Origin of the sequence: Streptomyces gilvus (assembly GCF_022513565.1) — a bacterium.
Classification (GTDB): domain Bacteria; phylum Actinomycetota; class Actinomycetes; order Streptomycetales; family Streptomycetaceae; genus Streptomyces; species Streptomyces gilvus.
This window is the reverse complement of sequence record NZ_JAKWBE010000019.1, coordinates 39409-57197: the sequence shown is the minus strand read 5'-3', so window position 1 is coordinate 57197 and position 17789 is coordinate 39409. Positions and strand designations below refer to the sequence as shown.

The 17789-nt window shown below is 71.0% G+C and carries 15 protein-coding genes; 4 read left to right on the top strand and 11 right to left on the bottom strand.

Translation table 11 applies throughout. The annotated features are described in order from the left end of the window. Positions 1-145: 145 nt before the first annotated feature. A complete protein-coding gene (locus MKW14_RS26530) occupies positions 146-1378 on the top strand; it encodes a trypsin-like serine peptidase (RefSeq protein ID WP_240866150.1) in 1233 nt (410 codons plus the stop codon). Positions 1379-1668: 290 nt separating this feature from the next. Here MKW14_RS26530 and hflX read toward each other — a convergent pair whose 3' ends face one another. The 6 genes from hflX to miaA all read right to left on the bottom strand — a co-directional run bounded on the left by hflX (position 1669) and on the right by miaA (position 10600). After that, positions 1669-3162: a GTPase HflX gene (hflX, locus tag MKW14_RS26525; RefSeq protein WP_240866148.1), complete on the bottom strand. Its 1494-nt coding sequence runs from the start codon at positions 3160-3162 to the stop codon at positions 1669-1671. A 134-nt stretch (positions 3163-3296) separates the two neighbouring features. Then, the gene (locus MKW14_RS26520; RefSeq protein WP_240866146.1) at positions 3297-4823 is read right to left on the bottom strand and encodes a M1 family metallopeptidase; all 1527 of its coding nucleotides are present in this window, start codon (positions 4821-4823) and stop codon (positions 3297-3299) included. A gap of 887 nt (positions 4824-5710) precedes the next feature. Further along, positions 5711-7810 (bottom strand): RelA/SpoT family protein, encoded by a 2100-nt coding sequence (locus MKW14_RS26510; RefSeq protein WP_240866144.1) that lies wholly within the window; start codon positions 7808-7810, stop codon positions 5711-5713. A 298-nt stretch (positions 7811-8108) separates the two neighbouring features. Further along, positions 8109-9005, bottom strand: a complete 897-nt coding sequence (gene dapF / locus MKW14_RS26505; protein WP_240866142.1) for a diaminopimelate epimerase — start codon at positions 9003-9005, stop codon at positions 8109-8111. Positions 9006-9050: 45 nt separating this feature from the next. Then, positions 9051-9554: a hypothetical protein gene (locus tag MKW14_RS26500; RefSeq protein WP_240866300.1), complete on the bottom strand. Its 504-nt coding sequence runs from the start codon at positions 9552-9554 to the stop codon at positions 9051-9053. A 107-nt stretch (positions 9555-9661) separates the two neighbouring features. Next, complete coding sequence (gene miaA / locus MKW14_RS26495) at positions 9662-10600, bottom strand: tRNA (adenosine(37)-N6)-dimethylallyltransferase MiaA (RefSeq protein ID WP_240866140.1); 939 nt, start codon at positions 10598-10600, stop codon at positions 9662-9664. Positions 10601-10782: 182 nt separating this feature from the next. Here miaA and MKW14_RS26490 point away from each other — a divergent pair, with 182 nt between their 5' ends. Next, positions 10783-11058 carry a hypothetical protein gene (locus tag MKW14_RS26490; RefSeq protein WP_240866139.1) on the top strand — a complete coding sequence of 92 codons (276 nt, stop codon included), beginning with the start codon at positions 10783-10785 and terminating at the stop codon, positions 11056-11058. A 61-nt stretch (positions 11059-11119) separates the two neighbouring features. Next, entirely contained in the window at positions 11120-11389 is a 270-nt protein-coding gene (locus MKW14_RS26485) for an antitoxin (RefSeq protein ID WP_240866137.1), read from the top strand. Positions 11390-11490: 101 nt separating this feature from the next. Here MKW14_RS26485 and MKW14_RS26480 read toward each other — a convergent pair whose 3' ends face one another. From MKW14_RS26480 to MKW14_RS26470, 3 genes are all read right to left on the bottom strand, one after another. Further along, positions 11491-12204 (bottom strand): class III extradiol dioxygenase subunit B-like domain-containing protein, encoded by a 714-nt coding sequence (locus MKW14_RS26480; protein ID WP_240866134.1) that lies wholly within the window; start codon positions 12202-12204, stop codon positions 11491-11493. Positions 12205-12413: 209 nt separating this feature from the next. After that, positions 12414-13943 carry a tRNA (N6-isopentenyl adenosine(37)-C2)-methylthiotransferase MiaB gene (miaB, locus tag MKW14_RS26475; protein WP_240866131.1) on the bottom strand — a complete coding sequence of 510 codons (1530 nt, stop codon included), beginning with the start codon at positions 13941-13943 and terminating at the stop codon, positions 12414-12416. Continuing rightward, complete coding sequence (locus MKW14_RS26470) at positions 13940-14395, bottom strand: pyrophosphohydrolase domain-containing protein (protein ID WP_240866129.1); 456 nt, start codon at positions 14393-14395, stop codon at positions 13940-13942. The genes miaB and MKW14_RS26470 overlap by 4 nt, the downstream gene beginning before the upstream one ends. 89 nt (positions 14396-14484) lie before the next feature. Here MKW14_RS26470 and MKW14_RS26465 point away from each other — a divergent pair, with 89 nt between their 5' ends. Then, a complete protein-coding gene (locus MKW14_RS26465; protein WP_240866126.1) occupies positions 14485-15483 on the top strand; it encodes a TAXI family TRAP transporter solute-binding subunit in 999 nt (332 codons plus the stop codon). On the opposite strand, the gene MKW14_RS26460 is transcribed toward MKW14_RS26465, so the two are convergent. Further along, the gene (locus tag MKW14_RS26460) at positions 15473-16876 is read right to left on the bottom strand and encodes a sensor histidine kinase (RefSeq protein ID WP_240866123.1); all 1404 of its coding nucleotides are present in this window, start codon (positions 16874-16876) and stop codon (positions 15473-15475) included. The two genes, MKW14_RS26465 and MKW14_RS26460, sit on opposite strands and share 11 nt — an antisense overlap. Positions 16877-16885: 9 nt before the next feature. After that, the gene (locus tag MKW14_RS26455; protein ID WP_240866120.1) at positions 16886-17572 is read right to left on the bottom strand and encodes a response regulator transcription factor; all 687 of its coding nucleotides are present in this window, start codon (positions 17570-17572) and stop codon (positions 16886-16888) included. Between the last annotated feature and the right edge of the window lie 217 nt (positions 17573-17789).

Sequence of the window (17789 nt, the reverse complement as noted above, 5' to 3'; positions counted from 1 at the left end):
CTTTCCGTGACGGAACCGTTGCCGTTCCGTCGGGAGTCCCCCACAGCGAGCGCATAGTGTGTGATGCCGTTCCACACGGCCCGGTACGGCAGCCGGGCCGGTTCGCCAGAAGCCCGGCGCGTTCATCTCAGGGGGAGTTCAGACCATGCGATCCACACGGCCGTCGTTCCACGTCCGGCGAGGCAGGGGTGCGGGTCGCAGAACCACCCCCGTGTTCGCCGCCATAGCGCTCTCCTCCGTGCTGGCGCTCACCGCCACCGCGTGCAACGGTGACGACACCAACGCGGGCGGTCAGTCCTCCGCGTCCGCGTCCGACACCGCGAGCAGCGGAGACGGCAAGATCAAGATCCCGGACGACATCAGGAAGAAGCTCAAAGAGCACGGGATCGACATCGACAAGTGGAAGAACGGCGCGTGGAAGAACTGGAACAAGGACGACTGGCTGCGCGAGGCCGACGATTTCATCAACCCGATCATCAAAGGGCTGTGGAACACGGACCGGATGCGGCGGGCGAACGACCCGGACAAGAGTGTCGACAGCAACGACCTCTCCGGTGACCAGGGCGTGACCGACCCGACGCCCGCGCCGGTGGACGCGAAGGCCGTCGCGCCTACGTACCACGCCAACGCGGCGACCTCCGGCAAGGTGTTCTTCGACTCCCCCCAGGGCACGATGGTCTGTTCGGCGACGGTCGTGGAGGACCCGGCCCACCCCGGCAAGTCCAACCTCATCTGGACGGCGGGGCACTGCGTGCACGCCGGCAAGAAGGGCGGCTGGTACCGAAACATCGCCTTCGTGCCGTCGTACAACGACTCGGGCAGGACGGCGGCCGAGCTGCAGAACGCCACCCGGGAGCAGGTGGCACCGTACGGCGTCTGGTGGGCCGACTGGGCGCAGACCTCGCAGCAGTGGATCGAGCAGGGCGGTGAGACGGGCGGCGACGGGGCACCGTACGACTACGCCGTCATCCATGTGACGCCGGAGAAGGGCGGCAACGGCAAGTCACTTCAGGAGACGGTCGGTTCGGCGCTTCCTGTGAACTTCAACGCCCCGGCGGTGCCGAAGGTTCCCAGCATCACCGCGACCGGTTACCCGGCTGCGGCGCCGTTCGACGGACAGAAGATGTACCGGTGCACGGACAAGCCGGGTCGGCTGTCGCTCAACGCCTCGGTTCCGACGATGTACCGCATCGGCTGCACCATGACCGGCGGTTCCTCCGGCGGCGGCTGGGTCGAGACCGGCTCGGACGGCAAGCCCGCGCTGGTGTCGAACACCTCGATCGGACCGGTCAGTTCGGGCTGGCTGGCGGGACCGAGGCTGGGCGACGTGGCCAAGGGCGTCTACGCATCCGTGAGCAAGAAGTTCGCCGGTCAGTGACCGGCCGGTAGGCACAGGCGGGGACGGGGCGCCTCACAGAAACCTTCACCGTCCCGTCCCCGTTCGCCCTCAACCGCGCGGGCATAGTGGTGTCGCTCCGGGGCGGGCGCAACTGGTGTCGAACACCTCGATCGGCCCGACCACCAACACCTGGCTCGCGGGTCCGCAGCTCGGTAAGGGTGCCGAGACGCTCTACCAGAACATGAGCAGGGCGTACGTCGGTCGGTGATCCCGGGACATGCCGAAGGCCCGCCCTCCGACCATTCGGGGGCGGGCCTTCGCGCTGTCGGTCAGACCGCGGGGACGGGCACGTACGGGGCGAGGTCCGCCGCCAGCTCCTCGTGCACCCGCGCCTTGAGCAGGGTGCCCTCCGGGGTGTGCTCCTCGGAGATCACCTCGCCCTCGTCGTGCGCGCGTGCCACCAGCTTGCCGTGGGTGTACGGCACCAGTGCCTCGATCTCGACGGACGGGCGGGGCAGCTCGTTGTCGATGAGGGCGAGCAGTTCCGCGATGCCCTGGCCGGTACGCGCCGAGACGGCGATCGAACGCTTCTCGACCCGCAGCAGCCGCTGCAGGGTCAGGGGGTCGGCCGCGTCCGCCTTGTTGATCACGACGATCTCCGGCAGGTCGACGGCGCCGACGTCCCTGATCACCTCGCGCACGGCGGCCAGCTGCTCCTCCGGGTTCGGGTGCGAGCCGTCCACCACGTGCAGGATCAGGTCGGACTCGCCGACCTCCTCCATGGTGGAGCGGAACGCCTCGACCAGGTGGTGTGGCAGATGCCGTACGAAGCCGACGGTGTCCGCCAGCGTGTACAGCCGGCCGCTCGGAGTCTCGGCCCGGCGCACGGTCGGGTCCAGCGTCGCGAACAGGGCGTTCTCGACCAGCACGCCCGCGCCCGTGAGGCGGTTGAGCAGGGAGGACTTGCCGGCGTTGGTGTAACCGGCGATGGCGACCGACGGCACCTTGTTGCGCTTGCGCTCCTGGCGCTTGATCTCGCGGCCGGTCTTCATCTCCGCGATCTCCCGGCGCATCTTCGCCATCTTCTCGCGGATCCGCCGCCGGTCCGTCTCGATCTTGGTCTCACCGGGACCACGGGTGGCGAGGCCGCCGCCCTTGCCGCCGCCCATCTGCCGCGACAGCGACTGACCCCAGCCTCGCAGCCTTGGCAGCATGTACTGCATCTGCGCGAGCGCGACCTGCGCCTTGCCCTCCCGGGACTTGGCGTGCTGGGCGAAGATGTCCAGGATCAGGGCCGTACGGTCGATGACCTTGACCTTGACGACGTCCTCGAGGTGGATGAGCTGGCCGGGGCTCAGCTCACCGTCGCAGATCACGGTGTCGGCGCCGGTCTCGACGACGATGTCCCGCAGCTCGACCGCCTTGCCGGAGCCGATGTACGTCGCCGCGTCGGGCTCGCTGCGGCGCTGGATCACGCCGTCGAGCACGAGCGCGCCGGCGGTCTCGGCGAGGGCGGCGAGCTCCGCGAGGGAGTTGTCCGCGTCCTGGGCGGTCCCGGAGGTCCAGACGCCGACGAGGACGACCCGCTCCAGCCGGAGCTGTCGGTACTCGACCTCGGTGACGTCCTGGAGCTCGGTGGAGAGCCCGGCGACACGGCGCAGGGCCGCGCGCTCCGAGCGGTCGAACTGGTCGCCGTCCCGCTCTCCGTCGATCTCGTGGCTCCAGGCGACGTCCTCTTCCATCAGGGCATCGGCCCGAAGACCTTCGGGATGGGTGTGCGCGAAGCGCTGCGTGTCCTGGGAAAAGGATGAAGAGGAGGTCATTGGATCCTTACGTCGATGGGCACGGAGTCTGCGGCGTCGTACTGCACAACGCACGAGTACCCCGGGAGATTCCCGTGTCCCGTGCCGCGCCGGCCAGAAGATGGTCGCACGGTACGGGACGTCTCGTCATCGCCTTATTTCCGCGCCCCCGCCTTGGCAGGCGGAACGGACGTCCAGTCCGGGTGGCCGGGCATGGGCGGGGTCTTCTCGCCGTACAGCCAGGCCTTGAAGAAGCCGCCGAGGTCACGTCCGGAGATGTCGGAGGCGAGCCGTTCGAAGTCGGCGGTGGTGGCGGTGCCGTCGCGGTGCAGGGCCACCCAGGCGCGTTCGAGGCGTTCGAAACGCTCGCGGCCGATCTCCTGGCGCAGGGCGTAGAGGGCGAGGGCGGCGCCGTCGTAGACGTTCGGCCGGAAGAGGCTGATCTTCTGGCCGGGGGCGGGTGCCTTGGGGGCGGCCGGGGGGCCACCGGCCGCGCGCCAGCGGTCGGAGGCGGCGTACGCGGCCTTCATGCGCGCCTCCATGGGCTTGCCGGCCTTCTCCTCCGCGTACAGGGCCTCGTACCACGTGGCGTGGCCCTCGTTGAGCCACACGTCGGACCAGGTGCGGGGGCTGACGCTGTCGCCGAACCACTGGTGGGACAGCTCGTGCACCATGATCGACTCGACGTACCACTTGGGGTAGGCGGGCTCGGTGAAGAGCTCTCTCTCGAAGAGAGAGAGTGTCTGCGTCTCGAGTTCGAAGCCGGTGGTGGCCTGGGCCATGAGAACGCCGTACGTCTCGAAGGGGTACGGGCCGACCTTGCTCTCCATCCAGGCGATCTGGTCGGGCGTTCTGGCGAGCCAGGGTTCGAGCACCTTGACGTCCTCGGTGGGGACGACGTCGCGTACGGGCAGGCCGTGGGGCCCCTCGCGGTGCAGCACGGTGGAGCGGCCGATCGACACCTGGGCGAGCTCGGTGGCCATCGGGTGCTGGGTGCGGTAGGTCCATGTGGTGGAGCTGCCGATGCGGTCGACGCCGGCGGGCAGGCCGTTGGCGACGGCCGTGTAGCCGTTCGGGGCGGTGATCCGGATGGTGAACATCGCCTTGTCGGAGGGGTGGTCGTTGCACGGGAACACCAGGTGCGCGGCGTCGGCCTGATTGGCCATGGCGAGGCCGTCAGAGGTGCGCACCCAACCGCCGTCCTCGCCCCCGGACCCTGTGGGGTCGCTGGTGTGCCGCACGGTGATCCGCGTCCAGCTGCCCTCCCGCAGCGGTTCCTCGGGCGTGACGACGAGGTCCTCGCCGGCGCCGGCGAACGAGGCGGGCTCGCCGTCGACCTCGACGGACTCGACCTTGCCGTGCGCGAAGTCGAGGTTCAGGCGGTCCAGGTCCCGGGTGGTCCAGGCGTCGATCGTGGTGACCGCCTGCAGGGGCTTGCTGTTGGAGCCGGAATACGTGAAGGAGAGGTCGTACGACGCCACGTCGTACTCCGGGTTGCCGAGGTACGGGAAGAGGCGGTCACCGAGGCCCAGGGGGGCCGGCGGGGCGCTCGCGGCGAGAAGGCAGACGGAGACGGCGGAGGCGAGCAGCGCGGCCGCCTTGAGCCGGCGGGGCTTTCCGGTGCGGGGGGCGACGGCACGCGTGCGCGTGGGGACCGCCAGAGCGCGGGGGGTGAGCAGCATGAACCACGGCTACCAGCGCGCAAGCGCCCCACAGAGCCGACGCGCGTCCACACCACCCGAACGGGTCGAGAGCGCGCACGCAAGCGCCACACGCCGCGGCCTTCCCCGCACACCGCTAGCAGCACGCCGCCCCGCCCGCGAGCGGATGGCCAGGCCACCGAGCCAGGCGCCGACGGCGTTGCCGATGTTGGAGGGCTGAGACGTTGGCGTTGGCGGCCAGGGGGACGCCGTGGGCCTGGTCGGTGACGCGGGTGACCATGCTCGGGGCGGCCCTGAAGCCGAAGACGCCGAGGAGGGAGACCCGCCTGGGCTACGCACGCCGTCCCGCCCTGCACGCCCCGCGTGCCCAGCAGTCCTCCCGTCCGCCGTGCCCGCCGCACGTCGTCCGACAGCCGCCCCTTCCGCACGCCCACGCCTGTGCGCCCGCCGCACGCCGACCCGCAGCCTCCGCGCCCGTCCTGCACGCCATACGGCTGCCCTGCACCCACCACGCCGAGCGCGCACCCACGCTGGTCGCTTCCGCCGCACGCCGGGCTCGCACGTCGCAATCCCCTTTACTTCACCGCACGCCCTCCGGCATCCACAGCACGCACGCGTGCCTGCATACCCACGTTGCCCCGCACACCTCACGCCGAGCGTGCATGCCGGATGCCGCTCACGGCCACCACAAGCCAGCCACCTCCGCCGCACGACGGGTTCGCACCTCGCGCTCGGCCGTACTTCACCGCGCGCCAACCCACAAACCCCTCCACTTCAGCGCGTGCCAGGCATGTGCGCCGTACGAGCCCATGCCCAAGGGCCATACACGACGTCGGGCCAAAAGCGCGTAGCCGCGCGCAGCGCAATGGCCACGCGCGCGTGGCGGGCGTCAGGCGGGCGGCCGTGGATCACGCAGGGTGCGGCTGGGTTCGGTTCACGTCGTAGACGCCGGGCACGTTGCGCATGGCGCGCATGAGGGCCGGCAGGAGGGCCGCGTCGGGGAGTTGGACGGTGTAGGTGTGCCGGACGCGTTGCTGGGTCGGGGGCTCGATGGTCGCGGAGACGATCTCGGCGCCCTCGAGCGCCATCGCCTCCGTGAGGTCCGCCAGGAGGTGCGGGCGGACGAACGATTCGGCGAGCAGGGTGACCCGGCACTCCGTGGTGTCGCCCCAGCGCACCCCGACCTCCGCGCGCCCCCCGCTCTTCATCCGCGCCACGGCGGCGCATTCGACCCGGTGAACGGTCACCACTCCACCGCGCACGGCGAACCCGGTGACCTCGTCGGGCGGCACGGGCGTGCAGCAGCCGGCCAGCCGTACGGTCGCGTCGGGCTGATCGACGATGACGTCCACGAGGGGCCGGGCGACCGCCCCCTCGGGCGTGGGCCGGGGAGCGGAGGAGGGCTCGGCGTCCTCCTCGGTGTCCGTGTGCGCCGGATGCGCCGCCAGCCAGCGCTGGATGGCGATGCGCGCGGCCGGCGTGTGGGCGTGCTCCAGCCACTCCCTGGAGGGCTCGGAGGCAGGGTCCTGCCCCATGAGCAGCTGGACGGTGTCGCCGTCCTGCAGCACCGTGCTCAGCGTCGCCAGGCGGCCGTTCACGCGGGCGCCGATGCACGCGTGCGCGTCCTCGCCGTACTGCGCGTACGCGGCGTCGACGCAGGTGGCGCCCTCGGGCAGGCCCAGCGTGCCGCCGTCGGGGCGGAAGACGGTGATCTCGCGGTCCTGGGCGAGGTCCTCCCGCAGGGTGGACCAGAACGTGTCGGTGTCGGGAGCAGCCTCCTGCCAGTCGAGGAGGCGGGAGAGCCAGCCGGGCCGGGTGGGGTCGGCGCGTTCGCCGTCGGCCGGGTCGTCGGGGGCAGGCGCGTACGGGTTGCCGAGCGCGATGACGCCCGCCTCGGCGACCTTGTGCATCTGGTGGGTACGGATGAGGACTTCGGCGACCTGCCCGTCCTGGCGGGCGACCGCGGTGTGCAGCGACTGGTACAGGTTGAACTTCGGTACCGCGATGAAGTCCTTGAACTCGGAGACGACGGGCGTCATACAGGTGTGCAGTTCGCCGAGGACGCCGTAACAGTCCGCGTCCTCGTTGACGAGGACGAGCAGTCGGCCGAAGTCCGCGCCGCGCAGCTCTCCGCGCTTGCGGGCGACCCGGTGCACGGAGACGAAGTGCCGTGGCCGGATCACGACTTCGGCCGGGATGTCGGCGTCGCGCAGCACGCCGCGCACCTCGTCGGCGATGTCGGCGAGCGGGTCGTCCGCGCGGGAGGCGTTGTCGACGATCAACTCCCGCGTGCGCTCGTACTCCTCGGGGTGCAGGATCGCGAAGACCAGGTCCTCCAGCTCGGTCTTGAGCGCCTGGACGCCGAGCCGTTCGGCGAGCGGGATGAGGACGTCCCGGGTGACCTTGGCGATGCGGGCCTGTTTCTCGGGACGCATGACACCGAGGGTCCGCATGTTGTGCAGTCGGTCCGCGAGTTTGATCGACATCACTCGGACGTCGCTGCCGGCGGCGACCAGCATCTTGCGGAAGGTCTCGGGCTCGGCGGCGGCGCCGTAGTCGACCTTCTCCAACTTGGTGACGCCGTCGACGAGATAGCGGACCTCAGCGCCGAACTGCTCTCCCACCTGATCCAGCGTCACGTCGGTGTCCTCGACGGTGTCGTGGAGCAGAGAGGCCGTCAGGGTCGTCGTCTCGGCGCCGAGTTCGGCGAGGATCAGGGTGACGGCGAGAGGGTGCGTGATGTACGGCTCGCCGCTCTTGCGCATCTGGCCGCGGTGCGAGGACTCGGCCAGCACATAGGCGCGGCGCAGGGGGTCGAGATCGGCGCTCGGGTGGTGCGCGCGGTGCGCGTCGACGACATGGCTGATGGCGTCGGGCAACCGGTCACGGCCGGCGGGGCCGAGCAGGGCGGCGCGTCCCAGGCGGCGCAGGTCGATCCGCGCCCGCCAGCGCGCCGCCGGGCTCGATACCGGACCTGGGGTCGCGGGATTCGTGGCCTCCGCACTCATGGGCACCTCCGGCTGCGTGGACCGGCGGACGGGGTGCCCCAGGGCGGACACGGCTCAGGGGATGGCAACGGTCCCCCGTCCGGGCCGGTGCTTGATGCTACCGAGCCCATCACGCGCGTCCGACCGCCTGCCGTCGAGCGTGAAACGGATCACCCATTCGAGCGAAGGCCCACAGGTTTACGGTTTCGAGCCACGCGAATGGCAGACGACCGTGATTTCGAACTTCCGCACGAAACCTCAGCAGTTGACTGCTGCACCACTGGACACGCAGGCCTACGATCCGAAGCCCGCACAGGGTTCAGCGGACGAATGATTCCAGCCACTCGGCGTCGATCTCGCCCTCGGCGACGATCACCGCGGGACCGGTCATCTCGATCTCACCGTCGGGGCGCTCGGTGATCACGAGCGTTCCGCCGGGCACGTCGACGGTGTACGTCACCGGTGTCCCGGTGACCGCCGGGTCGGCGCCGTCGCGCCGGGCGGTGGCCACGGCGACCGCGCACGCGCCCGTGCCGCACGACCGGGTCTCGCCGGAGCCGCGCTCATGCACGCGCAGGGCCACATGGCGCGGGCCGCGGTCGACCACGAACTCCACGTTCACCCCGTCCGGGTAGGCGGAGGCCGGGCTGAACGGGGGCGGCGCGTACAGGTCCCCGGCGTGTGCGAGGTCGTCCACGAAGGCCACGGCGTGCGGGTTGCCCATGTTCACGTTCCGCGCGGGCCAGCTGCGCTCGCCGACACTCACCGTGACGTCCCCCTCGGGCAGCAGCGCCTTGCCCATGCCGACGGTGACGTCACCCGCGGAGCCGCTGCCGGACGCGGTCTTGGCGATGTGCACGGTCTTCACTCCCCCGCGCGTGGCCACCGCGAGATCGCCCTCGGTGACATGACCGGCGCGCTGGAGGTAGCGCGCGAAGACGCGCACGCCGTTGCCGCACATCTCCGCGACCGAGCCGTCGCCGTTGCGGTAGTCCATGAACCACTCGGCCTCGGCCGCCATGTGCCGTGCCTCGGGGTGGGTGGCGGATCGCACGACGTGCAGCAGACCGTCACCGCCGATGCCCGCCCGGCGGTCGCACAGGGCGGCGACGGCGGCCGGGGACAGCTCGATGGCGTTCTCCGGGTCCGGAACGATCACGAAGTCGTTCTCGGTGCCGTGGCCCTTGAGGAAGGCGATCCGCGCGCGCGTGCTCATGCCTCGATCGTACGGTGCCCCTCGGACAGCGCCGAAAGGCACCGTCTACCGCAGGCGGGCGACTCTCCACACGGCGAGCACGACGACCGCGGCGACCACGACGACGTACGCCAGGATCACCCGCCAGTCCGGTCTGCGGCCGGAGCCACGCTGCGGCAGCCCGGGCCAGGTGTAGCCCACCCGGCGGGCCGCCATCATGCCCCAGCCCGCCGCGCAGGAGCAGATCAGCAGCCCCAGCATGGCGATCACCGCGCCGCTGTCGCCGAAGTCGAAGGCGAGCGGGAAGGCGAACATCAGGGAGCCGACCGCGGCCAGGGCGACGATGGGGGCGAGCTGCCAGATGCGCAGCCTGCGCTGCGGGCGCAGCTCGACCTCCACCTCGGGCCCGCCCGCGAACATCTCCTCGGGCTCGGGACCGTCGGCGGTCACTCCGCCCTGCATCTCGTCGGGCCCGTCGGGGCTCAGACGATCCTCGTCCTGCTCCGGCTCACCGCTGTCGACGGTGAGGGGCTCGGTGCCTTGTGCAGTGTCGCGAGGGCCGGCCTCCATCGCCACGCGCCCTCCCAACTCGGACTCCACTTGGTCGATCGAGCTCGATGATGGCACGGCGCCGGAGGCCCGGATGGCGGCCTGAGCGTCCCGATGCCATGACGTGATCAGGCTGTAACCGGTCGTTCGACCAACGCCAGGGCAAGCCGCGGAAGTTCTGTGACGTCCGCCGCAGCCCCACTGAGCCAGTTCACCCGCGGGTCGCGCCTGAACCATGAATCCTGGCGGCGCGCGAAACGCTTGGTGGCGCGTACGGTCTCGGCCCGCGCCTCTTCCAGCGTGCACTCTCCCGAGAGCGCCGCGAGCACCTGCTGGTACCCCAGCGCGCGCGAGGCCGTACGCCCCTCGCGCAGGCCGCGCGCCTCCAGCGCGCGCACCTCGTCCACGAGCCCCGCGTCCCACATGCGGTCCACCCGGCGGGTGATGCGGTCGTCGAGTTCGGGGCGGGCCACGTCGACACCGATCTGCACGGTGTCGTAGACCGAGTCATGGCCGGGCAGGTTGGCGGTGAAGGGGCGGCCGGTGATCTCGATCACTTCGAGGGCCCGGACGATACGGCGGCCGTTGCTGGGCAGGATCGCCTGCGCCGCCCCGGGGTCGGCCGCGGCCAGACGCGCGTGCAGCGCGCCGGAACCACGCAATGTCAGTTCGTCTTCGAGCCGGGCCCTGACCTCGGGGTCGGTGCCGGGGAACTCAAGGTTGTCGACGGCCCCGCGGACGTACAGGCCGGAACCGCCGACCAGGACGGGCCAGCGACCCTCGGCGAGCAGGGCGTCGATCCGCGCGCGGGCGAGCTTCTGGTACTCGGCGACGGACGCCGTGACCGTCACGTCCCAGATGTCCAGGAGGTGGTGCGGGACGCCGCCGCGCTCCTCGGGCGTCAGCTTGGCGGTGCCGATGTCCATCCCCCGGTAGAGCTGCATGGAGTCGGCGTTGACGACCTCCCCGCCCAGGCGCTGGGCGAGGAAGACGCCCAGATCGGACTTTCCGGCCGCGGTGGGACCGACGACGGCGATGACTCGGGGGGCGGGGGGTGCGCTGCTCACCGGACCAGTCTCCCAAACGCGCAGAGCACTCCTCGAACGAGTTACGTGACGGGGCGTGGCCGAGGTCGTTGCCCGTTGCGAGGTTATCGCCGCCGCTTTCCACGGGCGGCGAGCCGGGCGACGCAAACGGGCGCACCGGACGACGCGGGATTTCCCCCGCACGAGTAGCGTATGGAGTGGATATGGGCGTTTTCGCGCGACTTCTCAGGAGGTCGAAGGCCACGGAGGGGGCGTCAACCGCGGCGGCTCAGGACGGCACACCGACGGCGCAGTCCGAGGCGGTGACGGAAGAGCCGTCGGCGGCCAAGGAGTCCGCCGAGGCCAACGGGCCGGCTGAGGGCGAGCGGACGACGAAGGAGACGGACGGGGACACCTCCGGCGAGGGCGTCGAGATCCCCCAGCAGCAGTCCGCCGAGGACGCTGCCGACAGCGAGGCCGGCGAGAGCGCCCGCACGTAACAGCGCCGCGCGCGAGCGCCCCGGGAACGGACGACGGCCCGGGCTACAGGGAAGGTGGACCATGGGTCTCCTGCACCATTTGAAGGCCAGGCTCTCCCCGGCGAAGGACAAGGTCTCGGGACTCGCGCAGCAGCACGGGGACAAGATCTCGCACGGTCTCGACAAGGCCGCGAAGGTGGTCGACGAGAAGACCAAGGGCAAGTACAGCGATCGGATCCAGACGGGGGCGGGCAAGGCCAAGGGCGCCATGGACCGGCTCGCGCACAAGGGCGACACGGGGACGGGCACCGGAACGGTGCCGCCGGACACCCCGCCACCGCCGGCTTCCTGACCTTCCCGGCGCATCGACGGACGGCCGCGGGGCCCGAGGGCTCCCGGCCGTCCGCCGTTCCCGCGCCGCCACTGCGCGCCGCCCTCCCCACGGCCAGATCCCTACGACCAGGTGGCGACCACGTACCCGACCCCGTACGGCGCGTCCTCGTACAGCAGCGCACCCGTGAGGTCCGCGCTCTCGGCGGCGCCCGCGAGGACCTGCCAGGGGGCCCGGCCCGCCGCCTTCAGCTCGTACGCCAGCTCGGCGTCCAGCGCCTTGAGGGCCGCCACATCGGCCGCGCCCAGGGCACGCGCGACCTCCGCGTCGAAGGGGGCCGCCCGCTCGTCGAGGTAGCCGGGCGCCTTGAGCGTGCGGCAGGCGCTGGCGTCGCCCATCACCAGCAGCGCCACCCGCTCGGCCCGGGCGGCGATGTCCCTTCCGACTTGAATACACCGCTCGGCCTCGAGAGGTTCCCCAACGCCGAGTCCCTCGATAGGGGCGTCGGCCCATCCGATCCGTTGCAGCAGCCAGGCGGCGACGGCGAGAGAGGGCGGAAGGTCACGCTCGGCGGCGATTCCCTTGTCCGTGCCCAGCCGGACGCCGAGGTCCACGCCGAAGCCGCGGAAGGAGCCCGGCGTGCCCTCCGGGTGCGTGCCGCGCCCGCTCGGCTCAGCGGGGCCGACCACCACCAGCAGGTCGGGCCGGGACGCGGCGAGCACCCCGAGCGCGTCCGCGCACGTGGTCCGCGCACCGTCCAGCTCCGGCGCGGCACCCGCGGCGACCTCGGGCACGAGAAGCGGCGGACAGGGACAGACTGCGGCGGCGACAAGCATGATCGGCAGGGTAACCCCGTACGACGGCGACGGGCACCCGCGCGTGCACGGCGTCACAACAGCGTGCAGGCCGCGCCAAGCACAGCTGCGGCCAATGACCACAACCGCCGTCAGTCGAGCGCGCAACAGGTGCCTACGGCGGACCTCAGTTCCGCGTGCTGCAGGTGCCCACGGCCGCCGTCAGCCGCACCCCGATTCCCGGACCGCCGTCAGTCACAGCCGCAGCCGCTCGCCGTGACCACCGGCAGCGGATCCGGGGCGCCGATCCTCGGCAGGCCCAGCATCACGCCCGTCGGCTTCGCGGCCTGCGCCGTGTTGCGCTTCTCCCACGCGTCCCCCGCGCGCGTGCGGCGCACGTCGAGGACGGCGCCCTCGGCGAGGAGGTGGTGCGGGGCGGCGTACGTGATCTCGACGGTGACGACGTCGCCGGGGCGGACCTCCTGGTCGGGCTTGGTGAAGTGGACCAGGCGGTTGTCGGGGGCGCGGCCGGAGAGGCGGTGGGTGGCGCCGTCCTTGCGGCCCTCGCCCTCGGCGACCATCAGCTCCAGGGTGCGGCCCACCTGCTTCTTGTTCTCCTCCCAGGAGATCTCCTCCTGGAGGGCGACGAGCCGCTCGTAACGCGCCTGGACGACCTCCTTGGGGATCTGGCCGTCCATGGTCGCGGCCGGGGTGCCGGGACGCTTGGAGTACTGGAAGGTGAAGGCCTGCGCGAAGCGCGCCTCGCGGACCACGTGCAGGGTCTGCTCGAAGTCCTCCTCGGTCTCGCCGGGGAAGCCCACGATGATGTCGGTGGTGATCGCCGCGTGCGGAATTGCGGCCCGCACCTTCTCGATGATCCCGAGGTAGCGCTCCTGCCGGTAGGAGCGGCGCATCGCCTTCAGGACCGTGTCCGAGCCGGACTGCAGAGGCATGTGCAGCTGCGGCATCACGTTCGGCGTCTCGGCCATCGCCGCGATCACGTCGTCGGTGAAGTCGCGGGGGTGCGGCGAGGTGAAGCGGACGCGCTCCAGACCGTCGATCGTGCCGCAGGCCCGCAGCAGCTTGCTGAACGCCTCACGGTCGCCGATGTCGGAGCCGTACGCGTTGACGTTCTGTCCGAGGAGGGTGATCTCGGAGACGCCCTCGGCGACCAGCGCCTCGATCTCGGCGAGGATGTCCCCGGTGCGGCGGTCCTTCTCCTTGCCGCGCAGGGCCGGGACGATGCAGAAGGTGCAGGTGTTGTTGCAGCCGACGGAGACCGAGACCCAGGCCGCGTAGGCGCTCTCGCGCCGGGTCGGCAGCGTGGACGGGAACGCCTCCAGGGACTCGGCGATCTCGACCTGCGCCTCCTCCTGCACGCGCGCGCGTTCCAGCAGCACCGGCAGTTTGCCGATGTTGTGCGTACCGAAGACGACGTCCACCCAGGGCGCCTTCTTCACGATGGTGTCCTGGTCCTTCTGCGCCAGGCAGCCGCCGACCGCGATCTGCATGCCGGGCCGCGAGGCCTTCTTCGGGGCGAGCCGGCCGAGGTTGCCGTACAGCCGGTTGTCGGCGTTCTCCCGCACCGCGCAGGTGTTGAAGACGACGACGTCGGCGTCACCGTCGGAGCCCTCGGGGGCGCGCACATAGCCCGCCTCCTCCAGCAGCCCGGACAATCGCTCGGAGTCGTGGACGTTCATCTGGCACCCGTAGGTACGCACTTCGTAGGTCTTGGGTCCCTGGACGTCCACTGCGAGGCTCCGGTCGCTGCTGCTGGTCATGCGTCAAGGGTAGGCGCTCCCGCGGACCCCCCGTCCCTGGATTCTCCCGGCGCCCCGCCCGGCACCCAGCCCTGCCGCCGCAGCACCCCCGACACGTCCGGTGCCTCGTAGTGCTCACCCTTGAGGACCTTGCCGTCGGCGCGGCGGGCGACGCGGCCGTCGGGGGCCAGCTTGGTCATGTTGGAGCGGTGGATCTCGGCGATGACGGCGTCGAGGTCGATGCCGTGGACGAGGGCGGTGCCGTACGCCACGTACACGACGTCGGCCAGTTCGTGCGCGAGGCGGTCGAGGGGACCGGTCACCGAGACCTCGGCGACCTCCGCGGTCTCCTCGGCGAGCAGTTCCCGGCGGTGGGCGGCGAGCCGGGGCGGCACCTCGGTGGGCGTGGTGCGGGCGTCGAGCCCGACGGCGAGGTGGAACGCACGGACCAGGTCGGCGGGCGATGAGCTCATACGGCGACTGTATCGGCGGCCACTGACATCAGTGCTTCCGTGCGTTCCGCCCTGGTCAGCACCGCGCGCGGGCTGGCAGGATCGCCCGCATGTCCAATGTGCTCGCCCGGATCGGCAGGCGTCGGGCCCTGCAGGGCGCGGCCTCCGGCTTCGTCGTGTTCGGGCTCCTGCTGTGGTGGCTGCTGCCGCTGGGCGAGAACCCGCCGAGCGGCACGATCAGCTTCAGCACCGGGACGCCGGCCGGGGTGTACCAGCAGTACGGCGTGCTCCTGCGGAAGGCCTTCCACAAGGACATGCCGGACCTGAAGGTGGACCTGCGGACCAGCGACGGCTCGCAGGAGAACGTCCGTCTGGTGGCGACCGGCGGCGCCGACTTCACCATCGCGGCGGCCGACGCCGTGGACACGTACGAACTCGGCCATCGGACCGGCTTCGACCGGCTGCGCGGGGTCGCCCGCCTCTACGACGACTATGTGCAGCTGGTCGTCCCGCGCGACTCCACCGTGCGGTCCGTCGCCGACCTTCGGGGCAAGCGGGTGGCCATAGGGCCGGCCCGTTCCGGTGTACGGCTGATCGCGGACCGGGTGCTGAAGGCGGCCGGCCTCGACCCGCAGAAGGACGTCAAGCCGTCCGCCGACGGCATCGATACCGGCCCGGAGCAGCTGAAACGGAACGAGATAGACGCCTTCTTCTGGTCGGGCGGACTGCCCACGCAGGGGCTGGAGAAGCTGGCGGGGCACTTCACCTTCCGGTTCGTTCCGATCACCGCCGATCTCGTCGCCAAACTGCACAAACAGGGCGGCGCCACCCGCTACTACCGCGCCACCAACATGCCGGAGTCGGCCTACCCGAGCATCCAGAACGGTGTCGCCGTACCGACGATCGCGGTGTCCAACATCCTGATCACCCGGGCGGACGTCAGCCCCCGGCTCACCGAGTGGGTGACCCGTACGGTGATCAAGAGCCGCGACGACATCGGCTGGCATGTGCACTCAGCGCAGCTCGTGGACCTGCGCACCGCGATCTACACCGATCCGCTGGCCCTGCACGAGGGCGCCAAGCGCTACTACCGCTCGGTCAAGCCGTAGGGCGGGTGCGCGGCACCGAGACCGTCACCGTCAGCCCGTGCGGCTCGTGACGGGCGTACGAGATGGTGCCGCCCCCCGCCGCGAGCAGGGTCCGGGAGATGGACAGGCCGAGTCCGGAGCCCTTGACGTTCTGGTGGCGGCCGCTGCGCCAGAAGCGGTCGCCGACGCGCGCGAGCTCCTCGTCGGTCAGTCCCGGGCCGTGGTCGCTGACGAAGACAGTGGACCGGTCGCCGTCGGCCGCGACCCGGACCTCGACGCACTGGTCCTCCGGCGTGAACTTCACCGCGTTGTCGATCACCGCGTCCAGCGCACTGGAGAGGGTGACCGGGTCGGCCCAGGCGGTGGTCGGCGGACAGTCGCCCACCAGCCGTACGCCCTTGGCCTCGGCGGTCGGGGTCCACGCGGCGACGCGCTCGGCGGTCAGCGCGCCGATGTCGGTGGTCCTGAGGTCGGCCTCGGTGTGCTCGGCCAGGGCGAGGTCGAGGAGGTCGTCGAGCACCTCGGCCAGGCGCTTGCCCTCGGTGCGGACCGATGCGATCTCCTCGTTGTCCTCCGGTAGTTCGAGAGCGAGCAGTTCGATCCGCAGCAGCAGCGCCGAGAGCGGGTTGCGCAGCTGGTGCGAGGCGTCGGCGACGAAGGCCCGCTGCTGCTCCAGCACGTCCTCGACGTTGTCCGCCATCTCGTTGAACGCCCGGGCCAGGCGCCGAAGTTCCGGCGGACCGCCGGCGGCCGCGACCCGGGACTTGAGCCGGCCGCTGGCGATGGCGTGGGTGGTGGCGTCGAGGACCCGTACGGGCCTGAGCACCCAGCCGGTCAGCCGGAGCGCGGCACCGACGGCGAGCAGCATCGCGGCGATCTCGCCGAGGCCGATGACCAGCCAGCCGTGCAGGATGCGTGAACGCATCTGCCCCGTGGGCGAGTCGGTGACGACGACCGCGACGACGTCACCGTCCCGGATGACCGGCGACGCGACGACGAGACGGCCCCGTTGCCACGGCCACACCTGTTTCGGGTCATGGCTGCGACGGCTGAGCTTGGCCTCTTCGAACGCGTCGCGCACCACTCCCTCATCGGGCAGGAAGAAGCTCGCCGGCGCCTGGGCCATGGGGATGTCGGTGCGGCAGAAGACCCCGGCCCGGATGCCGTAGACGTCGTGGTAGCTGGTCAGTTCGCTGCTCAGCGTCTCCAGGCGCTCGTCCGTGGACGAACGGGTCGAGCTGCAGGCGTCGGTGACGAACTGGGCGAGGGAGGCGAAACGCGCGGTGTCGTCGATCCGGTCGACGACGACCTTCTGCTGCTGTGCCGCGGCCACGCTCACCCCGAGCGGAATGCCGAGCGCGAGCAACACGGCCGCCATCAGGACGATGAGCAGCGGAAGAAGACGTGTACGCACGCGTGGCCGTTACGAGGCCGGGGCGACGAGCCGGTAGCCGACGCCGCGGACCGTCTCGATCAGGGCCGGCATGCGCAGCTTGGCGCGCAGGGAGGCGACGTGCACCTCCAGGGTGCGTCCGGTCCCCTCCCAACTGGTGCGCCAGACTTCGCTGATGATCTGCTCCCGGCGGAAGACGACCCCGGGGCGCTGCGCGAGCAGGGCGAGCAGATCGAACTCCTTGCGGGTCAGTTGGACGACGGAACCGTCCACGGTGACCTGCCGGGTGGGCAGTTCGATGAGTACGGGACCCAGGCGCAGCGCGCTGTCCTCACCGTGCGCGGCGTCCTCGTGGGCGGTGCGCCGGCTGACGGCGTGGATGCGCGCGAGCAACTCCCCGGTGTCGTACGGCTTTACCACGTAGTCGTCGGCGCCGAGGTTCAGGCCGTGGATGCGGGAGCGGACGTCGGAGCGGGCGGTGACCATGATCACAGGAGTGCTGGTGCGCTTGCGGATCTTGCCGCACACCTCGTATCCGTCCTGGTCGGGCAGGCCCAGGTCGAGCAGGACGACCCCGAAGCCGTCGCTCTCCGGGACGAGCGCTTGAAGAGCTTCCTCGCCGCTGCGCGCGTGGGTGACGTCGAAACCGTGCCGTGCCAGAACCGCTGAGAGAGCGGCGGCGACATGGTTGTCGTCCTCGACGAGGAGCAGTCTCATCCGGGCCCCCTTCGGTTCATCGGCCGTACGTTCAGGATGGGTAAAAACGCGTCCACGCGCGCGTGCGCACCCAGCAGTCACGCTGATGGACGCGGACGGAGTCAAGCGGGTTCCTGTCGCGCGCCGCTTCCGTTATCCGGCCGATACAGCCGCGCGGACAACTGCTACGACTCGTGTCCGATTGCTATCGGATCGTGATGCTCAGATCTCCCTCAGA

What these genes read in the sequence shown, in the direction of transcription:
- MKW14_RS26530 (WP_240866150.1), top strand. Translation starts at nt 146, where the DNA reads ATGCGATCCACACGGCCGTCGTTCCACGTCCGGCGAGGCAGGGGTGCG.
- hflX (WP_240866148.1), bottom strand. Translation starts at nt 3,162, where the DNA reads ATGACCTCCTCTTCATCCTTTTCCCAGGACACGCAGCGCTTCGCGCAC.
- MKW14_RS26520 (WP_240866146.1), bottom strand. Translation starts at nt 4,823, where the DNA reads ATGCTGCTCACCCCCCGCGCTCTGGCGGTCCCCACGCGCACGCGTGCC.
- MKW14_RS26510 (WP_240866144.1), bottom strand. Translation starts at nt 7,810, where the DNA reads ATGAGTGCGGAGGCCACGAATCCCGCGACCCCAGGTCCGGTATCGAGC.
- dapF (WP_240866142.1), bottom strand. Translation starts at nt 9,005, where the DNA reads ATGAGCACGCGCGCGCGGATCGCCTTCCTCAAGGGCCACGGCACCGAG.
- MKW14_RS26500 (WP_240866300.1), bottom strand. Translation starts at nt 9,554, where the DNA reads ATGGAGGCCGGCCCTCGCGACACTGCACAAGGCACCGAGCCCCTCACC.
- MKW14_RS26490 (WP_240866139.1), top strand. Translation starts at nt 10,783, where the DNA reads ATGGGCGTTTTCGCGCGACTTCTCAGGAGGTCGAAGGCCACGGAGGGG.
- MKW14_RS26485 (WP_240866137.1), top strand. Translation starts at nt 11,120, where the DNA reads ATGGGTCTCCTGCACCATTTGAAGGCCAGGCTCTCCCCGGCGAAGGAC.
- MKW14_RS26480 (WP_240866134.1), bottom strand. Translation starts at nt 12,204, where the DNA reads ATGCTTGTCGCCGCCGCAGTCTGTCCCTGTCCGCCGCTTCTCGTGCCC.
- miaB (WP_240866131.1), bottom strand. Translation starts at nt 13,943, where the DNA reads ATGACCAGCAGCAGCGACCGGAGCCTCGCAGTGGACGTCCAGGGACCC.
- MKW14_RS26470 (WP_240866129.1), bottom strand. Translation starts at nt 14,395, where the DNA reads ATGAGCTCATCGCCCGCCGACCTGGTCCGTGCGTTCCACCTCGCCGTC.
- MKW14_RS26465 (WP_240866126.1), top strand. Translation starts at nt 14,485, where the DNA reads ATGTCCAATGTGCTCGCCCGGATCGGCAGGCGTCGGGCCCTGCAGGGC.
- MKW14_RS26455 (WP_240866120.1), bottom strand. Translation starts at nt 17,572, where the DNA reads ATGAGACTGCTCCTCGTCGAGGACGACAACCATGTCGCCGCCGCTCTC.